Below are 22,672 nucleotides of genomic sequence, written 5' to 3' on the forward strand. Positions count from 1 at the left end.
GCGTGCCTGTGCGAGTTCTCATCGTCGACGATCACACCCTGGTCCGCGCCGGCCTGGCGCGGCTTCTGCAGGGGTTTGCCGACGTGCAGCTGGTGGCGGAGGCCAGCAACGCCGAACAGGCGCTGCAGCTGGCCCTGCAGCACGCACCGGACGTGGTGCTGATGGACCTGTCACTGCCGGGCCGGACGGGCCTGGAAGCGCTCAGCGACATCCGTCTGCGCGCGCCCGGTACCCGGGTTGTGATGATGACCATGCATGACGATGCCGCGCACGTGCGCGATGCGCTCGACCGCGGCGCGGTCGGGTTCGTGGTCAAGGATGCGGCGCCGCAGGAGCTGGAACTGGCGCTTCGTGCGGCGCATGCCGGCCAGGTGTTCCTGAGCCCGCAGATCTCCGCCAAGATGCTGGCACCGATGCTCGGCCGCGAGAAACCCACCGGCATCGCCGCACTGTCGCCGCGCCAGCGCGAGATCCTGCGCCGCATCGGCAAGGGCGAAAGCAACAAGGAAATCGCCGCCGACCTCGGCATCAGCGTCAAGACGGTGGAAACCCACCGCGCACGCATGATGGAATCGCTCGGCTGCCGTCGCGCCAACGATCTACTGCTGCTGGCCGCGCGCCACCAGCACGAGCTGGAATGATCTGCGCCCGCGGTGGTCGGCGGGAAAATGCACGGTAGAGTCGACTGTCAGTCGACTTGCGCGCGGAGCGCGGGACTTTTCCTGATCCTGATCGGAGAGCAGTCGACTGACAGTCGACTCTACCGGCAATCGACTCTACCAACGCGACATCCCGCATCGGCGACGAATTCCCGTCGCCCTGACGCTCCCTGACAGGAATACGTACACGACGGACGGCGGGCACGGCGGATCCAGCACCGCAAATCAATACCTTAGCCTCACCCATCGTCAATATCCCGCGTCCATGTAGGGGTTTTCCTTACATCCCGTCGGGATATCCACGAGCCGCCTCAGGAACCCCCCGATTCCGCCCCCGCCGGATCAAAAGCAAGATGCGTTCCACAAGGCGCCGGGGAGCGGTGCCGGGGAACCACGATGAAGGCTGCACTCTCGACCCAGCTGGGCCAACAACTTCACCTCACCCCGCAGCTGCTGCAGTCGATCCGGCTGCTGCAGCTCGATGGCCTGCACCTGGAGCAGGAAATCCAGCGACTGCTGGACTCCAACCCGCTGCTGGAGATCGAAGACGCCGAAGCGCCGGCCGCCGATGCCACCGAGGTCGCCGCCACCACGCTGGAGACAGCTGCGTTCGACGAGCTGCCGGAGTCCTCGATGTGGGACGTGGCCGGTACCAGCTGGCAGGACGGCGACGACGATCGCATGGCGCGCATCGCCGCCGGCGAATCGACCGACCCGCAGCTGCGGGTGCTGCAGCGCCTGTCGCTCGACATGGATGATCGCCAGCTGGCTGTGGCCGCGTTCTGGCTGGACCACTGCGACGAGGCCGGCTACCTGCAGGCGCCACTGGACCAGCTGCAGCTGCTGGCCAGCGCACAGTTCGACATCGCTGCCGACGGCGTCGAAGCCATCCGCCAGCAGCTGCTGCACGGTGAACCGGCCGGCATGGCTGCGCAGGACCTGCGCGAGGGCCTGCAGGCGCAGCTGCGCAGCCTGCACGGCGTGGTGCCTGCCCGCCATCTGGCCACGCGCATCCTGGACGGCGCACTCGATGCGCTGGCCGCACATGATTACCCCGCCCTCGCCCGCCAGCACGACGCCGAAATCGACGACGTGCGCGAAGCGGTACGCCTGATCCTGTCGCTGCAGCCACGCCCGGGCGACAGCCTGCTGCCGGAACGCAATGCCGTTGTGGTTCCGGACGTGGTCGCCTGGCACGCCGATGACCAGTGGAAGGTGGCATTGAACCCGGCCACCAGCCGCCGCGTCTCCATCAACAGCCAGTACGAACAGGCGCTGGCAGAGACCAGCGAGGCCGCACCGGCGCTGCGCGAAATGCTGCAGGAGGCGCGCTGGTTCAGCCGCGGCCTGTCGATGCGCTACGACACCCTGCTGCGCACCGCGCGGGTGATCGTCGAGCGCCAGGCCGCGTTCCTGGTGCGTGGCGAGGAAGCCATGGCGCCGTTGACCCTGAAGGAAGTGGCCGAAGAAATCGGCATGCACGAATCCACCGTTTCGCGCATCACCACCGGCAAGTTCCTGCAGACCCCGCGCGGCACCTTCGAACTGAAGCACTTCTTCGCAGTGCGCCTGGAAGGCGCCAGCGTCTCCGGCCAGGCCGTGAAAGCCATGGTCCGGCGCCTGATCGACGCCGAACCGGCCGGTCGCCCGCTGGCCGACGAGGCCATTGCCGGCCTGCTGTCGCGCCAGGGGGTGAACATTGCCCGCCGAACCGTCGCAAAATACCGAGAACAACTGGACATCGCCCCGGCCCGTGAACGGCGCCGGCTCGGCGCCAGGCAACCGCTGTTGGCCCGGGTGGGCTGAAAAGGATGTTGGACATGAACAAGCTCACGGTCCTGCTGGTCGATGACCACGAGGGCTTCATCAATGCGGCGATGCGCCACTTCCGCAAGATCGACTGGCTGCAGATCGTCGGCAGCGCCGGCAACGGCCTGGAAGCGATCGAGCGCTCGGAGACGCTGCGCCCGCAGGTCGTATTGATGGATCTGGCAATGCCGGAGATGGGTGGCCTGCAGGCCACCCGCCTGATCAAGTCGCAGGACGATGCACCGTACATTGTGATCGCCAGCCACTTCGACGACGCCGAGCACCGCGAGCACGCGTTGCGCGCCGGTGCCGACAATTTCGTCAGCAAGCTGTCCTATATCCAGGAAGTCATGCCGATCCTGGAAGGCCTCAGGGAGGAACAGTCGTGAGCGAATCGCGCATCCTGGTGCTGGACAACGACGCCGTGCGTGCAGAGCGCACCGTTGCCCTGCTGGAATTCATGGACTTCAACCCGCGCTGGGTCTCCGACGCGGCCGACTTCGATCTGGGCCGCCAGCGCCAGAACGATTGGATGGCGGTGATCGTCGGCAGCCTGGACGACAACGCCGCAAGCACCGCACTGTACAACTGGCTGGGTGGCAGCAGCCTGCCGCCGCCGGTGCTGCTGGCCGACGGTGATGCCTCTGCGTTCGCGCAACAGCACGGACTGCACGAGGCCAATATCTGGCCGCTTGAAACGCCGCTGCGCCACGCGCAGATGGAAGCCCTGCTGCGCCGCGCCAGCCTCAAGCGCCTGGACGCCGAGCACCAGGCCGGTGCCGCGCAGGACCAGGGGCCGACCGGCAACGGCCCGGCGGTGACCGCACTGCGCACCATGATCGAGCAGGTGGCCGCGTTCGATACCACCGTGCTGGTGCTGGGTGAATCCGGTACCGGCAAGGAAGTGGTGTCGCGGGCGATCCATCAGCGCTCGCCGCGTCGTGACGGCCCGTTCGTTGCGATCAACTGCGGCGCCATTCCTGCCGACCTGCTGGAAAGCGAACTGTTTGGTCACGAAAAAGGTGCCTTCACCGGCGCACTGACCGCCCGCAAGGGTCGTTTCGAAATGGCCGAAGGCGGCACCCTGCTGCTGGATGAAATCGGCGACATGAGCCTGCCGATGCAGGTCAAGCTGCTGCGCGTGCTGCAGGAACGCAGTTTCGAGCGCGTGGGTGGCAACCAGACCATCCGCTGCAACGTGCGCGTGGTGGCGGCGACCCATCGCGACCTGGAAACCCGTATTGCCGAGGGCAAGTTCCGCGAGGATCTGTTCTACCGACTGAACGTGTTCCCGATTGAAGTACCCGCCTTGCGCGAACGTCGCGAGGACCTGCCGGCACTGGTGGAAACCATCGCCACGCAGCTGGCCCGCACCGGCCGTGGCGAAGTGCGCTTCACCCCCGAAGCCCTGCAGGCCCTGGCCAGCTACGAGTGGCCGGGCAACGTGCGCGAGCTGACCAACCTGGTCGAGCGCCTGGCGGTGCTGCATCCGGGTGGTTCGGTGCGCGTGCAGGACCTGCCTGCCCGCTACCGTGGCGATGCAGCACTGGCTGCCGTCGCCACGCCGGCACCGGCACAGCCCACCGCCAGCGAAGAGCGACTGGACCTGCGCAGCTTCTCGTTCCACACACCTGGCAGCGGCAACCAGCCGGCGTTGGAGCACGGCATCGCCGTCAATCGTGCTGCAGCGCCGGCGGCACTGCCCGACGAGGGCATGGACCTGCGCAACCACATGGCCAACATCGAACTGGGCCTGATCAACGAAGCACTGGAACGCACCCAGGGCGTGGTCGCCCACGCCGCCCAGCTGCTCGGCCTGCGCCGCACCACCCTGGTGGAGAAGCTGCGCAAGTACGGCATCGAACGCGAGCAGGCCGAACTGGCCGGCTGACGCGCGTCACCAGCATGAAGGGGGCACCAACGCCTGGGCTTGCCCGGGCGTTGGTGCATCTGGCCACTGGGGTCAGATCCCTTCCCTCGCCTTCGGGGTCAGATCCCTTTCCAGGGGAAAGGGATCTGACCCCGTTTCATTTGCACGTTTTCCTAAAGACAACAGCGCCGCAGTGCGGAGCATGGCAAGAACACTCCAAGGAGGTTCCACCATGCATCGCCTCAGCCTGCTCGCCGCCCTGCTCTGCCCGGCCCTGGCCACTGCCGCCAACTGCACCCTGCCCACCACGTTGGACCAGCGCCAGTTCACCAACCTCAGCGATCCTCTGTACGCGCCCGACAACCCCAACGCCGGGCGCATGGTGCAGGTCAGCTTTGCCGGCAACCAGTACGTGCTGGACATCCTCGGCACCGACCTCCGCATCGGCGGCAGCTACCGCTACCAGCGCCTGGCCCCGCATATCGCGGAAATCCAGATGACCGAAGCCCACCCAGCCGGCCCCACCCACTACACCCTGCTGCTGAACTGCCAGACCGACCGCCAGGGCCGCTTCATCTACACCCAGCACGACGGCCCCATCGCACCGCGCCAGCGCCAGAATTCCGGCCGCTGGACCCTGCAGCCGTAGGCCAGAAAACCGACGCCGGTTAAATGGCGCCTCCGATGGGGTCGGATCCCGTTGCGTCGCAACGGKATCCGACCCCATCCGATCAACACCGACCAACGGTCAGCACCCACCAACAGCAGCGTGAAACCGTCGAAGGCGGGGTGGGTCCGGTTGCGGGGGTGTCCGCGGCATGGATGCCGCGGCCAAGCCCCCAAGGACGGGTTTACGGCGTCCCCCGCAACCGGCCCCACCCCGCCACCCCACGGATAGCCAGCTTCTGCCGTTGCTTCGGCTTCGGCTTCGGATTCGGCCGTTGCTGCTGAGGTTGCCGGCCWGCGGCCGGCACTACCGCGGGGAGCGGGGTGCAACCCCGCACGCACACCCAACCTCCTCACTTCACTGAATCGAAAACCGGTTTCGGCACGGCACTTGCACTGGCTCCAGCAGACAACCCCATCCCCTGTTTCTGGAACCGTTGCAGATGTCCCACTCCGTCACTTCGATCCTTTCGCAGATCCGCTCCTATCAGACCCAGATGGGACAGCCGGCGCTCAACCCGCTGGGCGAAACGCCGCGCAGCAATGCCCTGCCGGGCACGGTGCTGGATGCACCGCAGGTGCAGCCGGCCAGCTTCACCGAAACCCTGCGTGGTGCGATTGCCGGCGTCAACGATGCGCAACAGAAATCCGGCGCCCTCGCCAAGGCCTTCGAAATGGGCGACCCCAGCGCCGACCTGGCCAAGGTGATGGTCGCCTCGCAGCAGTCCCAGATCGCCTTCCGCGCCACCGTGGAAGTCCGCAACCGTCTCGTCCAGGCTTACCAGGACGTGATGAACATGCCGCTGTAAGGAACATTGACGCATGGCACTGACGCTCTCCAAGGACAGCCTGAACGTCGAGAAGGCCGGGCAATGGTTCGACCGCCTGCAGAGCCTGCAGATCACCCGTCGGCTGGGCCTGATGGCGATGATCGCGGTGGCGGTGGCGGCAGGCCTGTCCGTGTTCTTCTGGTCGCAGAAGCCGGGCATGGTCCCGCTGTATACCGGCCTGGACCAGAAGGCGACCGCTGAAGCGACCGACCTGCTGCGCGCCGCGCAGATTCCGTTCGCGCTCGATCCGGCCACCGGTGGCATCACCGTGCCGGAAAAGAACCTGCACGACGCCCGCCTGAAGCTGGCCGGCTCCGGCCTGACCGACAGCGGCAAGCTCGGTTTCGAGCTGATGGAACGCGACCCCGGCTTCGGCGTCAGCCAGTTCGTCGAGAGCGCGCGCTACCAGCATGCGCTGGAAACCGAGCTGTCGCGAACCATCAACACGTTGCGCCCGGTGCGTGATTCGCGCGTGCACCTGGCCATTCCCAAGCCCAGTGCCTTCACCCGCCAGCGCGATGTCGCCAGCGCTTCGGTGACCCTGGAACTGCGCGGCGGCCAGCAGCTGGAACGCAGCCAGGTGGACGCCATCGTGCACATGGTCGCGGCCAGCATCCCGGATCTCGCCCCGGAACGGGTGACCGTGGTCGACCAGAGCGGGCGCATGCTCAGCATCACCGACCCCAACAGCGAAGCGGCGGTCAACGCGGCCCAGTTCGAACAGGTGCGCCGCCAGGAAACCTCGTTCAACCAGCGCATCCGCGAGCTGCTGGAACCGATGACCGGCCCCGGCCGCGTCAATCCGGAAGTGAGCGTGGACATGGACTTCTCGGTGACCGAGGAAGCCCGTGAGCTCTACAACGGTGAACCGCAGAAGCTGCGCAGCGAGCAGATGAGCGAGAACACCACCAGCACCCCGGGCCCGCAGGGTGTGCCGGGCGCGACCAGCAACAGCCCGCCGGGCCAGCAGGCCGCGCCGGCCACCGCGCAGGCCCCGACCGAAAGCAGCAAGAACGCCACCCGCAACTACGAGCTGGACCGCACCCTGCAGCACACCCGCCAGCCGGCGGGCCGCATCAAGCGTGTCTCGGTGGCGGTGCTGGTCGACAACGTGCCGCGCGCCGGTGCCAACGGCAAGGTTGCCCCGCAGCCGCTGTCGGCCGCCGAACTGACCCGCGTCGAGGCGCTGGTGAAGCAGGCTGTCGGTTTCAACGCCGAGCGTGGCGACACGGTGTCGGTGATGAACGCCCCGTTCGTGCGGGATACCACGCCGGTCGAAGGCCCGGCCTGGTGGGAACTGCCGTGGGTGCACGATGCCGGCCGCATGCTGCTGGGTGCGGTGATGGTGCTGGCACTGCTGTTCGGCGTGCTGCGCCCGGCACTGCGTGCGATCACCGGCCAGAACAAGAAGAACGACGAGCACGCACTGGAGCCGCATACCGCGGACGTGCAGCTGGTTGATGACGATGGCACCCCGCTGCCGGCGCTGGGCGCCGACCGGGCCAGCCTGGCCGGACCGGACGCACTGGCCCTGCCGGTGGATTCATATGAGGAACGACTGCGGATGGCGCGTGAAGCCGTGAAGACCGACTCCAAGCGCGTGGCCCAGGTGGTCAAGGGCTGGGTGGCCAATGACTGAGCCGCAATTGACCGGCGTGCAGCGCGCGGCCGTACTGCTGCTGTCCCTGGGTGAGCTGGACGCGGCCGAGGTGCTGCGCCACATGGAACCCAAGGAAGTGCAGAAGATCGGCATCGCCATGGCCACCATGACCGACATCACCCGCGAGCAGGTGGAACGGGTGATGGACCAGTTCGGCCAGGAACTGGGCTCGAAGACCTCGCTGGGCGTGGGCTCGGACGACTACATCCGCAACATGCTGGTGCAGGCGCTGGGCAGCGAGAAGGCCGGCAACCTGATCGACCGCATCCTGCTCGGCCGCAACACCACCGGCCTGGATGCGCTGAAGTGGATGGACCCGCGTGCGGTGGCCGACCTGGTGCGCAACGAGCACCCGCAGATCATCGCCATCGTGATGGCGCACCTGGAAACCGACCAGGCTGCCGACGCGCTGAAGCTGCTGCCCGACCGCACCCGCGTCGACGTGCTGCTGCGCATCGCCACCCTCGACGGCATTCCGCCGAACGCACTCAATGAACTCAACGAGATCATGGAGCGCCAGTTTGCCGGCAACCAGAACCTGAAGTCGTCCAACATCGGCGGCGTGCAGTGCGCAGCCAACATCCTGAACTTCATGGACAGCGGCCAGGACCAGGCGATCCTGGGCGAGATCGCGCGCATCGACGCGCCGCTGAGCAACCGCATCCAGGACCTGATGTTCGTGTTCGACGACCTGGTCGATCTGGACGATCGCGAAATGCAGCTGGTGCTGCGCGAAGTGAGCGGCGAGCGCCTGGGCCTGGCCCTGCGCGGTGCCGACATCAAGGTGCGCGACAAGATCACCCGCAACATGTCGCAGCGCGCGGCCGAGATCCTGCTGGAAGACATGGAAGCCCGTGGCCCGGTGCGCCTGTCCGACGTGGAAGGTGCGCAGCGCGAGATCCTGGCCATCGTCAAGCGCATGGCCGATGAAGGCACCGTCACCATCGGTGGCAGCGCGGAGGCCATGCTGTGAGCAACGTCGTGCGCTGGCTTGCCCCGGACCTGCTGGCCCAGCCCGAACCGGCGCTGGCGCAGGAGGATGTGTTCGAACTCACCGAGCCGGACCCGGAACACGAACCCGAACCGCCGCTTCAACTGCCGACCCTGGAGGAGATCCAGGCGATCCAGGACAGCGCCGAGAAGGAAGGTTTCCAGCACGGCCATGCCGACGGCTATGGCCAGGGCCAGGCCGAGGTGCGGCGCCTCGCCGCGCAGATCGAGGGCATCCTGGACAACTTCAGCCGGCCGCTGGTGCGGCTGGAAAATGAAGTGGTCGGTGCGCTTGGCGAACTGGCCGTGCGCATTGCCGGTGCACTGGTCGGCCGCGCCTATGAAGCTGACCCGGCACTGTTGGCACAACTGGTCGGCGAGGCCATCGATGCCGTCGGCGGCAGCACCCGCGAGGTGGAGGTCCGCCTGCACCCGGACGACATCGCTGCACTCGCCCCTCTGATGAACCTGTCGCCGCAGCAACGGCTGGTACCCGATACCAGCCTCAGCCGTGGCGACCTGCGCGTGCACGCCGAAGCCGTGCGCATCGACGGCACCCTGGAAGCCCGCCTGCGTGGCGCGCTGGATGCGGTGATCCGCCAGACCGGAGCAACGGCATGACACCCGAAACGCAACCGACACCGCCGCCGGCCGACTGGTCCTTTGCCCGCAACCTGCGCCTGGCCAGCCGCCTCGACGGCCTGCGCGTGGACACCGCGCATGGTCGTGGCCTGATCCGCGAAGGCGTGCTGCGCCGCGCGGTCGGGCTGACCCTGGAAGCGGTCGGCTGCGAGGCGCCGCTGGGCGCCAGCTGCAAAGTTGAAGTGGTCGATGGCGGCTGGGTCGATGCCGAGGTCGTCGGCTTTGCCGGCGAGCGCACCTACCTCATGCCCAGTGCCGAACTGCACGGGCTGCTGCCCAATGCGCGGGTGGTGCCGTCGGCGCGCCGCGGCGGCGTGGAAGTCGGCGAAGGCCTGCTCGGCCGTGTCATCGACAGCGATGGCGTGCCACTGGATGGCAAGGGTCCGATCCGCGCCGAGGGCCACGTCGGCATGGCCGGTGTCTCGATCAATCCGCTGGCACGTGAACCGATCACCCAGCCGCTGGACGTGGGCGTGCGCGCGATCAACGCGCTGCTGCCGATCGGCCGTGGCCAGCGTGTCGGCCTGTTCGCCGGTTCCGGCGTCGGCAAGTCCACGCTGCTTGGCATGATGACCCGCTACACCGCCGCCGACGTGATCGTGGTCGGCCTGATCGGTGAGCGAGGCCGCGAAGTACGTGATTTCGTCGAAACCACGCTGGGCGAGGAAGGCCTGCGCCGCGCGGTGGTGGTGGCCAGCCCGGCCGACCGGCCGCCACTGGCGCGCCTGCACGGCGCTTACCGTGCCACCGCCATCGCCGAATGGTTCCGCGACCAGGGACTGAACGTGCTGCTGCTGATGGACTCGCTGACCCGCTTTGCCCAGGCGCAGCGCGAGATCGGCCTGTCGGTCGGTGAACCACCGACCACCCGCGGCTACCCGCCGTCGGTGTTCGCCAAGCTGCCGGCGCTGGTCGAACGTGCCGGCAACGGCGCCAAGGGGCGTGGTTCGATCACGGCGTTCTACACCGTGCTGACCGAGGGCGACGATCCGCAGGACCCGATCGCCGATGCGGCACGCGCGATCCTCGATGGTCACATCCTGCTCTCGCGCCGGGTGGCCGACAGCGGCCTGTACCCGGCCATCGACGTTGAATCGTCAGTCAGCCGCGTGGTCACCGAAATCGCCGACGAGCCGTGGCGCCTGCGCATCCGCAAGCTGAAGCGGTTGGTCTCGGCCTACTCGGCCAACCGCGACCTGATCGCCATCGGTGCCTACCAGCGCGGCAACGACGCGGCCACCGACGAAGCCCTGGAACGCTGGCCGGACATCATGGAGTTCCTGGGCCAGGACGTTGCCAAGGCCGCAGATCTCCCGCACAGCCAGGCGGCACTGCAGCGCCTGGTGGAACAAGAGAGTTAAGCCATGAACCAGTCCAAGCGCATCGACCCCCTGCTCAAGCGGGCCCAGGAACACGAGGACGCGGTCGCCCGCGACCTGGCCGAACGCCAGCGCGTGCTCGACACCCATCTATCGCGACTGGACGAACTGCGCCGTTATGCCGAGGAGTATGCAAACGCGCAGATGGCAGCGACCAGCCCGGCGCAGCTGCTCAACCGACGCGCGTTCCTGGACCGCCTGGACAGTGCCGTCGAGCAGCAGCAGGCCACGGTCAACGGCAACCGCGAAAAGGTGGAAGCCGAGCGCGCCCGCCTGATCCTGGCCAGCCGTGACAAGGCCGTGCTGGAACAGCTCGCCGCCAGCTACCGTGCGCAGGAGAAAGTGGTCACCGACCGCCGCGACCAGCGCGAGATGGACGACATCGGTGCGCGCCGCGCGCGCCTGGTGCAGGCCGAAGACCAGGATGGCACCGAGCAGGGAGGCCGCTCGTGATGCCCGCCCCGCTCGCCAGCAGCGCCAACGCGCAGCCCCAGAATGCCGGCGGCAGTACAACGCGTGCGTCGCGCAGTGATGGCAGCAGGGAATTCAGCCAACTGCTGCAGGGCGGCCCGCCCGCCACACCAGCTCCTGCCACGCAAGCGTCGCCAGCCACGTCCACGCCGAGCCCGCCATCGACCGCCGACGGCAATGGCCAGGCACCGGAGGAGCGCAGCGCGGATGCAGACGCCACCCCTGGCGAAGCCCCCGCACTGCCGCCGCTGCCATCGATGGCCGGTGGCCCCGGTACCGACAAGGACAAGCCCAACGCAGCAGAGGACGCTCCGTGGCCCCCCCTGGGCCTGGCAGGCCTGGTGTTGGCCATGCCCACGCCCACCGACCCGGCGGCGGCTCTGCCCGCGGCCGCGGCTGCGGGTGCGCCGACGCTCGCCAGTGACGGTACGGCGCTGCCCGCCGCGGCCGGGGCAGCACTGTCCGCCGCCGCCCCGGCGACCGCGGCCACAGCGGCGGCTGACAACAAACCGTCGGCCGCCGGCACTGACGATGCCACGACCTTGCCACTGCCGGAGATGATCCTGCCCAGCGGCAAGCGCGGCGACCGCGGCGAGGGCAGCGACCCGGCCACGATCAGCGACCGTGGCGCTGCCCCGCTCCTGCACGCCCCTGCCCCGGCAGCGCTGCAGGACCTCAAGACCGCGCTCACCGCCGGCAATGCAGTCTTCAGCGGCGAACCCACGCCGAAGCCAGTGCTCGGCGACGACGGCTTCGACCAGGCCATCGGCGCACGCCTGGGCTGGCTGGCCGACCAGAAGATCGGCCACGCCCACATCCGGCTGAGTCCGGACGACATGGGCCCGGTGGATGTTCGCCTGCAGTTGAACGGCGACAAGGTGCATGCCAGCTTCAGCAGCCCGCATGTGGACGTGCGGCAGGCACTGGAAAGCAGCCTGCCGCGCCTGCGCGAGCTGCTGGGCGAACAGGGCTTCCAGCTGGCGCACGCCGATGTTGGTCACCAGGCCCCCGGCGGTGACGGCAATGCGTCGGGCCAGGCCGGCGGCGGCGGCATGGCGGGTGACGGAGAACCGTCGCCAGGCGACGCCAGCGTGTCGTCCGCGCAGTTGATCCGCCAGCGCGGTCTGTTGGACGCGTACGCCTGACAGGTGTGCCGACCAAGGTTGCCGCCCACCAGCGCGGGACGGCCGGCCCCAACAGAACAGAGGCAGCGCCGGGCCAWGCCCGGCGCAATGCCGGGAACCCGACGGAATTCCGTCGCACCCCTCGCCCCCGCCTTCGGCACGCGCCTTGCATATCCCGGTGAAGCAACCCTCAGGAGCTTCACCCCGTGGCCGCAGCCGCTGACAAAACCAAGAAGACCGCCGAGAAGGACAAGGCCGCCAAGCCGCGTAGTCCGATCCTGATCACCGCACTGGTGGCCGTACTGGCCGCCGCTGCCGCCGGTGGCGGCGTCTGGTTCTTCACCCAGTCCAAGCACGAAGACAAGGCCGTGCAGGCCCCGAAGAAGACCACGACCCCGGCACCGGCCCAGTACTTCGCGTTGGATCCGGCCTTCGTGGTCAATCTCAACGGCCCGGTCGACGGCCCGCGCTACCTGCAGCTGGAAGTGCAGCTGATGACGCGTGACCCGGCCGCGCTGGAAGCGATCAAGACCCACGCGCCGGCCATCCGTGCACGCCTGCTGATGCTGTTCTCGCAGGTCAGCCCCGACCAGATCGCCGATGTCGCCGGCAAGCAGAAGCTGCAGGCCGCCTCGCTGGCCGAAGTGCAGAAAGTGCTGAAGGCCGAGACCGGCAGCAATGGCGCCGATGACCTGCTGTTCACCAGCTTCGTGACCCAGTAAGGGCCCACCGATGAATGACCTGCTGTCCCAGGACGAGATCGATGCCCTGCTCCACGGCGTGGACAGTGGTGCGGTCGAGACCGATGCGGAACCACCGTCAGGCGAAGCACGCTCGTACGACTTCGCCAGCCAGGACCGCATCATCCGTGGTCGCATGCCGACCCTGGAAATGGTCCACGAGCGCTTCGCACGCCTGTGGCGGATCGGCCTGTTCAACCTGATCCGCCGCTCGGCCGAGCTGTCGGTGCGTGGCATCGAGCTGATCAAGTTCAACGACTACATGCACTCGCTGTATGTGCCGACCAACCTGAACCTGATCCGCTTCAAGCCGCTGCGCGGTACCGGCCTGATCGTGTTCGAACCGACCCTGGTATTCGCCATCGTCGACAACTTCTTCGGCGGCGACGGGCGCTACCCGACCCGCATCGAAGGCCGCGAGTTCACCGCCACCGAAATGCGGGTGATCCACCTGCTGCTGAAGCAGACCTTCGCCGACCTGCGCGAGGCCTGGGCACCGGTGATGGATGTCGATTTCGAGTACATCAACTCGGAGATCAACCCGCACTTCGCCAACATCGTGACGCCGCGCGAGTACGTGGTGGTGTGCCGCCTGCACGTCGAGCTCGATGGCGGTGGCGGCGACATCCACGTGACCCTGCCCTACTCGATGCTGGAACCGATCCGCGAACTGCTCGACGCCGGCATCCAGAGCGACCGCAACGATCGCGACGAGAGCTGGGGGCAGACCCTTCGCGAGCAGCTCAACATCGCCGAGGTGACCCTGTCCAGCGTACTGGCCAGCAAGCGCATGACGCTGCGTGACCTGACCCAGCTGAAGGTCGGCGACATCCTGCCGATCGAGCTCAGCCCGCAGGTGCCGTTGTGCGTGGAGAACATCCCGGTGTTCACCGGCGAGTTCGGCGTCGCCAATGGCATGAACGCCGTGAAGATCACCGCTACCCATCCGCCGGGCACCCGTCCGCGCGTACCCGTCATCCAGGAAGACCCGCAATGAACGATATCGACGCCCTCGAACCCACCCCGGCCCAGTTCAGCAGCCTGCAGGCCGATGAGGCGAACGGCCCGGACCTGAACCTGGACGTGATCCTCGACGTGCCGGTGACGCTGTCGCTGGAAGTCGGTCGCGCGCGCCTGCCGATCCGCAACCTGCTGCAGCTCAACCAGGGTTCGGTGGTGGAACTGGAACGTGGTGCCGGCGAGTCGCTGGATGTGTTCGTCAACGGCACCCTGATCGCCCACGGCGAAGTGGTGGTGATCAATGACCGCTTCGGCGTGCGCCTGACCGACGTGGTCAGCCCGAGCGAGCGGATCCGGAGACTGCGTTGAGCCTGCTGGCCTCCACCCTGCTGGCGGTCGGCAAGGCCGCCGCCCCGGTTGGCCCGCAGGTCGGCCAGCATGCGGCCGCCGCACCCAGCCTGTTCGGTGCGGTGCTGGCGCTGCTGGCAGTGCTGGCCCTGGTCATCGGCCTGGGCTGGCTGCTCAAGCGCATGCCCGGCAGCGGCTTCCGCCCAGCAGAAGGCATGAAGCTGGTGGCCAGCCTGAGTGTCGGCGCCAAGGAGCGCGTGGTGGTGGTCGAGGTCAACGGCCAGCAGCTGCTGCTGGGCGTCACCGCCGGTGGCATCAATACCCTGCATACCCTGCCCGAACCGTTGCCGCCACCGGCGCCGGTACGCGTGCCGGACTTCAAGAACCTGCCGAATTTCGCCCAGCTGCTGCAGCAGCGGCTGCGCAAGGACCCCTGACATGCGTGTCACCCGTACCCGTCTTGCCACCCTGATGCCGTGGCTGCTGTTGCTTGCCCTGTGCCTGTTGCCGGCACTGGCGTTCGCCGCTCCCGGCGCACCGACCACGCCGCTGCCGGACATCAACGTCGGCAAGATCGGTGGTGCACCGGTCAGCCTGCCGCTGCAGACCCTGCTGCTGATGACGGCGATCACCCTGATCCCGTCGATGCTGCTGGTGCTGACCTCGTTCACCCGCATCATCATCGTGCTGGGCCTGCTGCGCCAGGCGCTGGGCACCGGCCAGACGCCGTCCAACCAGGTGCTGCTGGGCCTGGCCCTGTTCCTCACCGCGATGATCATGCTGCCGACCTGGGACAAGGCCTGGAGCACCGGCATGGCGCCCTACCTCAACGGCGAAATCGACTTCCAGACCGCCTGGACGCTGACCACCACGCCGCTGCGCGCCTTCATGCTGGCGCAGATCCGCGAGACCGACCTGATGACCTTCGCCGGCATCGCCGGGCACGGCACCTACGCCAGCCCCGATGCGATCCCGTTCCCGGTGCTGGTCGCCTCGTTCGTCACCAGCGAGCTGAAGACCGCCTTCGAGATCGGCTTCCTGATCTTCATCCCGTTCGTGATCATCGATCTGGTGGTGGCCAGCGTGCTGATGTCGATGGGCATGATGATGCTGTCGCCGATGCTGGTGTCGGCACCGTTCAAGATCCTGCTGTTCGTGCTGGTCGATGGCTGGGTGCTGACGGTGGGAACGCTGGCGGCCAGCTTCAATCCGGCGTGATTCAACCCCGTAACGGCCGTCGAGCCTGGCTCGACGCTACATGAGCGTCGCCGGGCGTGGCCCGGCGCTACCGATGGAAAGACGATGTCCCCCGAACTTGCCCTGACCGAACTGCGTGGCGGCCTGATCACCGTGTTGTGGGTGGCCGGCCCGCTGCTGCTCACCGTACTGGTGGTGGGCGTGGTGGTGGGCGTGGTGCAGGCCGCGACCCAGCTCAACGAACCGACCATCGCCTTCGTCGCCAAGGCGGCGGCACTGACGGCCGTGCTGTTCGCGCTGGGCAGCCTGCTGATCGGCCACCTGGTTGAATTCACCACGCTGCTGTTCCAGCGCATCCCGCACCTGATCGGCTAGGACACGCGCTTCGATGGACGCCGCCACCCAGATGGCTGCCGACGGCCTGCAGGCCTTCGGCATGATCGGCACCGTACTGTGGACCATGCTGCGCATCGGTGCGGTGGCCATGGCCATGCCCATGGTTGGCACCCGCGCGGTGCCGGCACGGATCCGCGTGATCCTGGCCGGCACCCTTGCCATCGCGTTGGCACCGCTGCTGCCGCCGGTGCCGGACTGGACCGGCTTCGACGCCGCCACCGTGCTGACCATCGCCCGGGAACTGGCCATCGGCGTATCCATCGGTTTCCTGCTGCGCCTGGTGTTCGAAGCCGGTGCGCTGGCCGGCGAACTGATCGCCCAGGGCACCGGCCTGGCCTTCGCACAGATGAGCGACCCACTGCGCGGCGGCACCTCCGGCGTGATCGGGCAGTGGTTCTACCTGATGTTCGGCCTGCTGTTCTTCACCGCCAATGGCCACCTGGCGCTGATCTCGCTGGTGGTGGACAGCTACCGCGCACTGCCGATCGGCGCCCCGCTGCCCGACCCGCATGCGTTCTTCAGCATTGCCCCGACCTTCCTGCTGACCGTACTGCGCGGCGCACTGACCCTGGCCATCCCGCTGACGGTGGCGATGCTGGCGGTCAACCTGGCGTTCGGCGTACTGGCCCGCGCCGCGCCCGCGCTGAACCCGATCCAGCTGGGCCTGCCGGTCTCGCTGCTGCTGGGCCTGTTCCTGCTGGCCCTGCTGGCCGGCGAAATGGGCCCGCCGGTGCAGCGCCTGTTCGATGCCGCCTTCCAGGCTGCGGACGCGGTCACGCACTGACCTGATCATCACGTTTTACTGCTTGCCATGCCTTTGTTTCTGTAGAGCCGAGCCCATGCTCGGCTGCCACTCCTGCCGAAGGCAGCCGAGCATGGGCTCGGCTCTACAGGGGCGCAATTTCACGTTTTACTGCTTGCCCTTCCCCCGGGTCTGGGCGTTAGAGTGAATGCGCGGCGCCCAGGGGGGACGCTGCGCCTGGCCGGCGCGCTGCGTCGGCCTGCCTCATGCATGCCCCACCGTAGTTTCCGTCGACAGGCAGGTCCGGGAGACTGACGAATGCTGGTAGGCACGTACAATCCGTGGCTGGTGGCGATCTCGTTGCTGGTCGCCGTGATGGCTTCCTACACCGCGCTGGCGATGGCCGGACGCACCGTCACTGCGCCGGGCAAGGGCGCGGCGTGGTGGTGGCGCCTGGGGGGCGGCTTCGCCATGGGCCTTGGCATCTGGTCGATGCACTTCATCGGCATGCTCGCCTTCGACCTGCCCATTCCACTGGGCTACGACCTGCCCATCACCCTGCTCTCGCTGGCCCTGGCCATCGCCTCGTCGGTGTTCGCGCTGTGGCTGGTTTCGCTGCGCACCCTGCCGCATCCACGCCTGGCCGGCGGCGCGTTGCTGATGGGCAGCGGTATCGCCGGCATGCACTACGTCGGCATGGCGGCGATGCGCATGCAACCCGGCATCGACTATGACCCGGGCTGGCTGCTGTTCTCGCTGATGGTGGCGGTCGCCGCCTCGTGGACTGCGCTGTATGTGGCATTCCGCCTGCGCGCGCAACGCACCCGTGTCGGCGACCGGCTCGCGGCCGCTGGCCTGCTCGGGCTGGCCATCGTCGGCATGCACTACACCGGCATGGCCGCTGCACGTTTTCCCGAAGGCAGCATCTGTGGCGCGGCGGTCGGCGATGGCCTGCAGAGCGAATGGCTGGCCATGCTGGTGGTGGTGCTGACCGTGGCGATCCTGGCCGTGGTGCTGGTGGTGTCGTGGCTGGACCAGCGGGTCGAGGCCCAGCTGCTGCGCCTGCGCAACTCGATGTTGAGCACCTCGCTGACCGATGCCCAGCAGGAGCTGACCCAGGCCGCACTGCATGATCCGCTCACCCGCCTGCCCAACCGCCTGCTGCTGCAGCGGCGCATCGTGCAGGCGCTGGCCGAGGCCGAACAGGGCGGCAGCCGCTTCGCAGTGATGTTCATGGATCTTGACGGCTTCAAGCAGGTCAACGATGCCTATGGCCACCAGGCCGGCGACGCGCTGCTGGTGGCGGTGGCCGAGCGCACCCGCCAGCTGCTGCGGCCCCACGACATGCTGGCCCGCCTGGGCGGGGACGAGTTCGTACTGGTGGTACGCATCGAGCACGACGAGGATCTGCCAACCCTGGCCCGGCGCATCCTGCAGGCGGTCGGCAGTGGACCGCTGCTGCCGGACAACGAACTGCAGGTAACGGCCAGCATCGGCGTGGCGATCTGCCCCGACCACGCCGCCAGCGAGCGGCAACTGATGGCGTTTGCCGACGCGGCGATGTACCAGGCCAAGGAATCCGGACGCAACGCCTTCGTGCTGTTCGCCGACTGGATGAACGACAGCGCCGAGCAGCAGTTCCGCCTGCTGGCCGACCTGCGCCGGGCGATCGGCAGCGACCAGTTGTTCCTGAACTTCCAGCCCAAGATCCGCGTGGCGACGCAGAAGGTGGCCGGCGCCGAGGCGCTGATCCGCTGGCGGCATCCGGAACATGGCCTGATTCCGCCCGATCGATTCATCCGCCTGGCCGAGCGCAGCGGCGCGATCAACGACATCGGGCGCTGGGCGCTGGACCAGGCCTGCCAGCAGCTGCGGCGTTGGCACGATGCCGGTCATGAAGGCTGGTCGATGTCGGTGAACCTGTCGCCGGTGCAGTTCAGCTCGCCACACCTGCTGCAGGACGTGCGCACGGTGATCGAGCGACACAACATCGCGCCACGGCACCTGGTGCTGGAAATCACCGAAAGCACGGTGATGCGCGATACCGACACCAGCCTGCGCCTGCTGCAGGCACTGTCGGCACTGGGCGTGGGCATCTCCATCGATGACTTCGGCACCGGCTATTCCAGCCTGCTGTACCTGAAGCGGCTGCCGGCCACCGAGATCAAGATCGACCATGCCTTCGTACGCGATCTGGAGCACAGCGCCGAGGACGTGGTGATCGTCTCGGCGATCGTGGCGCTGGGCCACGCGCTGGACATGGACATCGTCGCCGAGGGCGTGGAGACCGCCGCCCAGCGCGCCTACCTGGAGCGCCTGGGCTGCGACTACCTACAGGGCTACCTGCTGGGACGACCGGTCGATGCGGCGCGCTTCATGCAGCTGCACGACCTGCCGCGGCCGCGGGTGGAACTGGCGCAGAGCCCGCCGCCCAGCGACAACGCTCCCCTGTAGAGCCGAGCCTGCGCTCGGCTCCCGCCGGGCATGGCCCGGCGCTACCATTGGTTGGCCTTCGGCAGATCCACCCCATGCGTGGATGCGCCGTTCCTCCGTCATCCAAGGAAGCGTCCGTGGCCCTACGCACCCCCCTTGCTGGCCTGTTGCTGGCCCTTGCTGTTGGCCATGCCGGCGCCGCTGATCTGCCGTGGTCATTGCCGGCCGATGCTTCCCCGGCCCAGGTCGACGCTGCCCTGCAGGCCCTCGGCAAGGGCGTGTTGAAGTCCCCCGGCCTGACCGATGCACAGCGCGGCCACGCGCTGCTGGCGATGGGCCAGACGACCGAAGCGCGGCAATCGATCCAGCAGGCACGCGCATCGCTGGCAAGCGACGGTGACACTGCGGCGATGCAGCTGTGGGTGCCGATGCTGCTGCTCGCCACCGCAGGCGAGCGGGACGCAGCCGCCTATGCGCGTGCCTTCCACAGCACCTTCGCCGCCCTCGACGACGTCGCCGCGGTGCAGGCCGATGCCGCGCTCTCGGTTGAGCCAGCCCCGGTACGCGCCCAGCTGGAGCAGGCCATCGCGGCGCAGGCGGGTGCCGCGACCGTCGCCGAGGCCGTCGCCCTGGACCTGCTGCGCCTGCGGGCGGTACTGCGTGCACAGACCCTGGCCGCCGCACTGGCCCCTCCGCTGGTCGCGGCGGAAGAACAGCGCCGCTTCGCCATCGACGACGCGTTGCGCATCCCCGCCGGCGATGGCGTCGTGCTGTCGGCGCAGCTGGCCCGTCCTCGCGCCGCATCGGTGCCCCTGCCGGCAGCCATGCTGTTCACCATCTATACCGATCCACCGAAGAACCGGCAGAAGATGCTGCTGGCTGCCGCGCATGGCTATGCGGGCATCGTGGTGGATGCACGTGGCAAGGGCCAGGGTACCGGCACCATCGCGCCCTATGAACATGACGGTGAGGACGCCAACGCGGCAATCGACTGGATCAGCCACCAGCCATGGAGCGATGGCCGGGTAGCCATGTATGGCGGCAGCTACGAAGGCTTCACTGCCTGGGCGGCGGCGCGCCATCACCATCCCGCATTGAAGACCATCGTGCCCTACGTTGCCGCCATCCCCGGCCAGGGCCTGCCGATGGAGAACAACGTGTTCCTGAGTGCCAACTACGGCTGGGCGTTCTACGTGGCCAATGGCCCGATGCTGGACAACGACACCTACGACCAGAACGAGCGCTGGTCGCAGCTGCCGCGCCGGTGGTATGCCTCAGGCCGCCCTTACCGGCAGATCGATCAGGTCGATGGCACGCCAAACCCCTGGCTGCAGCGCTGGCTGGCCCATCCGTCCTACGATGCCTACTGGCAGGCGATGGTTCCCTATGGCAACCAGTTCAACGACATCCGCATCCCGGTGCTGACCATCACCGGCTACTACGACGATGGCCAGATCTCGGCACTGCAGTACTTCAAGGACCACCTCCGGCACCGTCCCGATGCGGACCATGCCCTGCTGATCGGCCCCTACGACCACCGTGGCGCGCAGTCGCCACTCAAACCGATGCAGCTGCGCGATTACGCGGTGGACCCTGCGGCACAGTTCGATACCCCCGCCGTAACCTTCCAGTGGTTGGACCATGTGCTGCGCGGCGCCCCGCGCCCTGCGCTGGTGCCCGACCGCGTCAACTATCAGCTGATGGGCGCCAACCGGTGGGGGCATGCGGCAACGCTGGAGGCGGCCGCAGGCGATCACCGCCGCTACCACCTGTCGACCGCACGGGCAGCGGCCGATGGCCATCACCGCCTGCAGGAACAATCACCGGTGCCCGGCCAGCTGCGGCAGAGTGTGGACATGGCCGACCGCAATGAAATGCGGCATGGCTACTACCCGTTCCCGATCATCGCCGCGCGGGACGAGCCGGATACCGCGCTGTCCTTCGTCTCCGACCCGTTCACCCGTCCCATGGACATGGTTGGCAGCTTCTCCGGCGACCTGAAGGTCCGGATCAACACGCGGGATTTCGATTTTACCGTCACCCTGTACGAACTGCTCGCCGATGGGCGTCGCATGCAGCTGTCCTACTACATGGGCCGGGCCAGCCATGTACGCGACCCGACCACGCGCCAGCTGCTGCAACCCGGGCAGTGGACCCGCCTGCCCTTCGACCGCACGCGCATGGTGGCGCGCCGATTGGCCGCCGGCAGCCGCCTGCTGGTGAAGGTGGATGTACTGAAGGACGCAATGCACCAGGTGAACCACGGTACCGGGCGCGATGTCAGCGACGAGAGCGTGGCCGATGCGGGTGAACCGCTGCGCGTGGACTGGCACAGCGACAGCATATTGTCGATTCCGCTGCAGCCGGTGACGCCGGACGGATGATTGCGCCGGGCACCGCCCGCCATCACGGAACGGTTACTGCGGCACCCTCCTGTAGAGCCGAGCCCATGCTCGGCTGCGCTTCGCGCCTGGACCCAACCGCAGCAGGGCATGGGCTCGGCTACAAAACCTGCCGTCGGTACATCCACGCCATGCGTGGAACGGTTCTTGCACGCACCCCGGCATCCCCTGCCGTAGTGCCCCGTGATGTCCGAGAACGAATCCGCCGGCGAAAAGACCGAACAACCTACCGAAAAACGTCTGCGCGATGCCCGTGAACAGGGCAACCTGCCACGCTCGCGCGAGCTCGGCACCGCCGCCGTGTTCGGCGCCGGCGTGCTGGCGGTGATGGCGATGAGCGGCTCGATCGGCCGCGGTGCCGCAGCCTGGATGAAGCACGCGCTGAGCCCGGAACAGAGCCTGCGGCAGAACCCGAAGGAACTGTTCGGCCACTTCGGCGACCTGCTGCTGCAGTTCATGCTGGTGATCGCGCCGCTGGTGCTGGTCTGCCTGCTGGCCAGCTTCGTCGCACCGCTGGTGATGGGTGGCCTGCGCTGGTCGCAGAAAGCGATGCTGCCGGACTTCAACCGCATGAATCCGCTCACCGGGTTCAAGCGCCTGTACGGCCCTGAGGCCATCGCCGAGTTCACCAAATCGCTGCTGCGCGTGGCCTTCGTGGGCGTCGCCGCCGGCCTGGTGGTCTGGACCGGCTTCGACACCCTGCGCGGGCTGATCCATCACCCGCTGGAGACCGCCATCACCGATGGCCTCGGCTTCACCCTGCGCCTGCTGCTGGCCACCGCCGGCGCCATGCTGGTGCTGGCCGCCATCGACGCGCCGTACCAGCGCTGGAACTGGATGCGCAAGCTGAAGATGACCCGTGAAGAGCTGCGCCGGGAAATGAAGGAAAGCGAGGGCAGCCCCGAGGTGAAGGGCCGCATCCGCCAGCTGCAGCAGCAGATGGCCAACCGCCGGATGATGGAAGCGGTGCCCACCGCCGACGTGGTAGTGGTCAACCCCACCCACTACGCGGTGGCCCTGAAGTACGAAGGCGGGGCCATGAACGCCCCGACCGTGGTCGCTCTGGGCGTGGACGAGACCGCCCTGCGCATCCGTGAAGTCGCCGACGGCAACAAGGTCGCGATTGTGTCCGCCCCACCTTTGGCACGCGCCTTGTATCGGGAAGGCCAACTCGGAAAGGAAATCCCCGTGAGACTGTATTCGGCCGTCGCCCAGGTCCTGTCCTACGTCTACCAGCTGCGCGCCTGGCGCACTGGCCCGATGCCGGACGCCCCGCACATCCAGGTGGATGAATTCGGCAAGGGGGGCCGCCCGTGAGCGCCCAGCCCTCCACCGGATTCAATACCCGCCGCGC

At 67.8% G+C, this 22,672-nt stretch carries 22 protein-coding genes; all 22 read left to right on the plus strand.

Going from position 1 to position 22,672, the window contains the following annotated elements:
• Positions 1 to 8: 8 nt before the first annotated feature.
• The 22 genes from D7T59_RS15515 to flhB all read left to right on the plus strand — a co-directional run bounded on the left by D7T59_RS15515 (position 9) and on the right by flhB (position 22,635).
• Positions 9 to 641, plus strand: a complete 633-nt coding sequence (locus D7T59_RS15515; protein ID WP_005413261.1) for a response regulator — start codon at positions 9 to 11, stop codon at positions 639 to 641.
• 414 nt (positions 642 to 1,055) lie between these two features.
• The gene (gene rpoN / locus D7T59_RS15520) at positions 1,056 to 2,465 is read left to right on the plus strand and encodes an RNA polymerase factor sigma-54 (RefSeq protein WP_180853409.1); all 1,410 of its coding nucleotides are present in this window, start codon (positions 1,056 to 1,058) and stop codon (positions 2,463 to 2,465) included.
• A 14-nt stretch (positions 2,466 to 2,479) separates the two neighbouring features.
• Complete coding sequence (locus D7T59_RS15525; protein ID WP_005409556.1) at positions 2,480 to 2,857, plus strand: response regulator; 378 nt, start codon at positions 2,480 to 2,482, stop codon at positions 2,855 to 2,857.
• A complete protein-coding gene (locus D7T59_RS15530) occupies positions 2,854 to 4,359 on the plus strand; it encodes a sigma 54-interacting transcriptional regulator (protein ID WP_180853410.1) in 1,506 nt (501 codons plus the stop codon). Before D7T59_RS15525 ends, D7T59_RS15530 begins: the two co-directional genes overlap by 4 nt.
• Positions 4,360 to 4,570: 211 nt before the next feature.
• Complete coding sequence (locus tag D7T59_RS15535) at positions 4,571 to 4,987, plus strand: hypothetical protein (protein WP_180853411.1); 417 nt, start codon at positions 4,571 to 4,573, stop codon at positions 4,985 to 4,987.
• Positions 4,988 to 5,447: 460 nt separating this feature from the next.
• A complete protein-coding gene (gene fliE, locus D7T59_RS15540) occupies positions 5,448 to 5,813 on the plus strand; it encodes a flagellar hook-basal body complex protein FliE (RefSeq protein ID WP_014037113.1) in 366 nt (121 codons plus the stop codon).
• 13 nt (positions 5,814 to 5,826) lie between these two features.
• A complete protein-coding gene (fliF, locus tag D7T59_RS15545) occupies positions 5,827 to 7,473 on the plus strand; it encodes a flagellar basal-body MS-ring/collar protein FliF (RefSeq protein ID WP_180853105.1) in 1,647 nt (548 codons plus the stop codon).
• A 7-nt stretch (positions 7,474 to 7,480) separates the two neighbouring features.
• On the plus strand, positions 7,481 to 8,467 hold the full coding sequence (gene fliG, locus D7T59_RS15550) for a flagellar motor switch protein FliG (protein ID WP_024958226.1): 987 nt from the start codon (positions 7,481 to 7,483) through the stop codon (positions 8,465 to 8,467).
• Positions 8,464 to 9,105, plus strand: a complete 642-nt coding sequence (locus tag D7T59_RS15555) for a FliH/SctL family protein (RefSeq protein ID WP_180853106.1) — start codon at positions 8,464 to 8,466, stop codon at positions 9,103 to 9,105. The genes fliG and D7T59_RS15555 overlap by 4 nt, the downstream gene beginning before the upstream one ends.
• Positions 9,102 to 10,487 carry a FliI/YscN family ATPase gene (locus tag D7T59_RS15560; RefSeq protein WP_180853107.1) on the plus strand — a complete coding sequence of 462 codons (1,386 nt, stop codon included), beginning with the start codon at positions 9,102 to 9,104 and terminating at the stop codon, positions 10,485 to 10,487. The genes D7T59_RS15555 and D7T59_RS15560 overlap by 4 nt, the downstream gene beginning before the upstream one ends.
• Before the next feature lie 3 nt (positions 10,488 to 10,490).
• The gene (gene fliJ / locus D7T59_RS15565) at positions 10,491 to 10,958 is read left to right on the plus strand and encodes a flagellar export protein FliJ (RefSeq protein WP_005413256.1); all 468 of its coding nucleotides are present in this window, start codon (positions 10,491 to 10,493) and stop codon (positions 10,956 to 10,958) included.
• Positions 10,958 to 12,121, plus strand: coding sequence for a flagellar hook-length control protein FliK (locus D7T59_RS15570; protein ID WP_180853108.1), 1,164 nt, complete (start codon positions 10,958 to 10,960; stop codon positions 12,119 to 12,121). Before fliJ ends, D7T59_RS15570 begins: the two co-directional genes overlap by 1 nt.
• Before the next feature lie 185 nt (positions 12,122 to 12,306).
• Positions 12,307 to 12,822, plus strand: a complete 516-nt coding sequence (locus D7T59_RS15575) for a flagellar basal body-associated FliL family protein (RefSeq protein WP_164138302.1) — start codon at positions 12,307 to 12,309, stop codon at positions 12,820 to 12,822.
• A 10-nt stretch (positions 12,823 to 12,832) separates the two neighbouring features.
• Positions 12,833 to 13,837 (plus strand): flagellar motor switch protein FliM, encoded by a 1,005-nt coding sequence (gene fliM / locus D7T59_RS15580; protein WP_164138304.1) that lies wholly within the window; start codon positions 12,833 to 12,835, stop codon positions 13,835 to 13,837.
• Positions 13,834 to 14,169: a flagellar motor switch protein FliN gene (fliN, locus tag D7T59_RS15585; protein ID WP_005409543.1), complete on the plus strand. Its 336-nt coding sequence runs from the start codon at positions 13,834 to 13,836 to the stop codon at positions 14,167 to 14,169. The genes fliM and fliN overlap by 4 nt, the downstream gene beginning before the upstream one ends.
• Positions 14,170 to 14,186: 17 nt before the next feature.
• On the plus strand, positions 14,187 to 14,585 hold the full coding sequence (gene fliO, locus D7T59_RS15590; RefSeq protein ID WP_180848852.1) for a flagellar biosynthetic protein FliO: 399 nt from the start codon (positions 14,187 to 14,189) through the stop codon (positions 14,583 to 14,585).
• 1 nt (position 14,586) lies between these two features.
• Positions 14,587 to 15,366, plus strand: a complete 780-nt coding sequence (gene fliP / locus D7T59_RS15595; protein ID WP_164138308.1) for a flagellar type III secretion system pore protein FliP — start codon at positions 14,587 to 14,589, stop codon at positions 15,364 to 15,366.
• Positions 15,367 to 15,450: 84 nt separating this feature from the next.
• On the plus strand, positions 15,451 to 15,720 hold the full coding sequence (locus tag D7T59_RS15600; RefSeq protein ID WP_005413254.1) for a flagellar biosynthetic protein FliQ: 270 nt from the start codon (positions 15,451 to 15,453) through the stop codon (positions 15,718 to 15,720).
• Positions 15,721 to 15,733: 13 nt separating this feature from the next.
• Positions 15,734 to 16,525 carry a flagellar biosynthetic protein FliR gene (gene fliR / locus D7T59_RS15605; protein WP_099552064.1) on the plus strand — a complete coding sequence of 264 codons (792 nt, stop codon included), beginning with the start codon at positions 15,734 to 15,736 and terminating at the stop codon, positions 16,523 to 16,525.
• A 276-nt stretch (positions 16,526 to 16,801) separates the two neighbouring features.
• Entirely contained in the window at positions 16,802 to 18,937 is a 2,136-nt protein-coding gene (locus tag D7T59_RS15610) for a putative bifunctional diguanylate cyclase/phosphodiesterase (protein WP_180853109.1), read from the plus strand.
• Between the two features lie 116 nt (positions 18,938 to 19,053).
• On the plus strand, positions 19,054 to 21,300 hold the full coding sequence (locus tag D7T59_RS15615) for a CocE/NonD family hydrolase (protein ID WP_180853110.1): 2,247 nt from the start codon (positions 19,054 to 19,056) through the stop codon (positions 21,298 to 21,300).
• 204 nt (positions 21,301 to 21,504) lie between these two features.
• Positions 21,505 to 22,635: a flagellar biosynthesis protein FlhB gene (gene flhB, locus D7T59_RS15620; RefSeq protein WP_180853111.1), complete on the plus strand. Its 1,131-nt coding sequence runs from the start codon at positions 21,505 to 21,507 to the stop codon at positions 22,633 to 22,635.
• Positions 22,636 to 22,672 lie beyond the last annotated feature (37 nt).

Source organism: Stenotrophomonas maltophilia (assembly GCF_013464915.1).
Classification (GTDB): Bacteria; Pseudomonadota; Gammaproteobacteria; order Xanthomonadales; family Xanthomonadaceae; genus Stenotrophomonas; species Stenotrophomonas maltophilia_AT.

What these genes read in the sequence shown, in the direction of transcription:
- rpoN (WP_180853409.1), top strand. Translation starts at nt 1,056, where the DNA reads ATGAAGGCTGCACTCTCGACCCAGCTGGGCCAACAACTTCACCTCACC.
- D7T59_RS15525 (WP_005409556.1), top strand. Translation starts at nt 2,480, where the DNA reads ATGAACAAGCTCACGGTCCTGCTGGTCGATGACCACGAGGGCTTCATC.
- D7T59_RS15535 (WP_180853411.1), top strand. Translation starts at nt 4,571, where the DNA reads ATGCATCGCCTCAGCCTGCTCGCCGCCCTGCTCTGCCCGGCCCTGGCC.
- fliE (WP_014037113.1), top strand. Translation starts at nt 5,448, where the DNA reads ATGTCCCACTCCGTCACTTCGATCCTTTCGCAGATCCGCTCCTATCAG.
- fliF (WP_180853105.1), top strand. Translation starts at nt 5,827, where the DNA reads ATGGCACTGACGCTCTCCAAGGACAGCCTGAACGTCGAGAAGGCCGGG.
- D7T59_RS15560 (WP_180853107.1), top strand. Translation starts at nt 9,102, where the DNA reads ATGACACCCGAAACGCAACCGACACCGCCGCCGGCCGACTGGTCCTTT.
- fliJ (WP_005413256.1), top strand. Translation starts at nt 10,491, where the DNA reads ATGAACCAGTCCAAGCGCATCGACCCCCTGCTCAAGCGGGCCCAGGAA.
- D7T59_RS15570 (WP_180853108.1), top strand. Translation starts at nt 10,958, where the DNA reads ATGCCCGCCCCGCTCGCCAGCAGCGCCAACGCGCAGCCCCAGAATGCC.
- fliM (WP_164138304.1), top strand. Translation starts at nt 12,833, where the DNA reads ATGAATGACCTGCTGTCCCAGGACGAGATCGATGCCCTGCTCCACGGC.
- fliN (WP_005409543.1), top strand. Translation starts at nt 13,834, where the DNA reads ATGAACGATATCGACGCCCTCGAACCCACCCCGGCCCAGTTCAGCAGC.
- fliP (WP_164138308.1), top strand. Translation starts at nt 14,587, where the DNA reads ATGCGTGTCACCCGTACCCGTCTTGCCACCCTGATGCCGTGGCTGCTG.
- D7T59_RS15600 (WP_005413254.1), top strand. Translation starts at nt 15,451, where the DNA reads ATGTCCCCCGAACTTGCCCTGACCGAACTGCGTGGCGGCCTGATCACC.
- fliR (WP_099552064.1), top strand. Translation starts at nt 15,734, where the DNA reads ATGGACGCCGCCACCCAGATGGCTGCCGACGGCCTGCAGGCCTTCGGC.
- D7T59_RS15610 (WP_180853109.1), top strand. Translation starts at nt 16,802, where the DNA reads ATGCTGGTAGGCACGTACAATCCGTGGCTGGTGGCGATCTCGTTGCTG.
- flhB (WP_180853111.1), top strand. Translation starts at nt 21,505, where the DNA reads ATGTCCGAGAACGAATCCGCCGGCGAAAAGACCGAACAACCTACCGAA.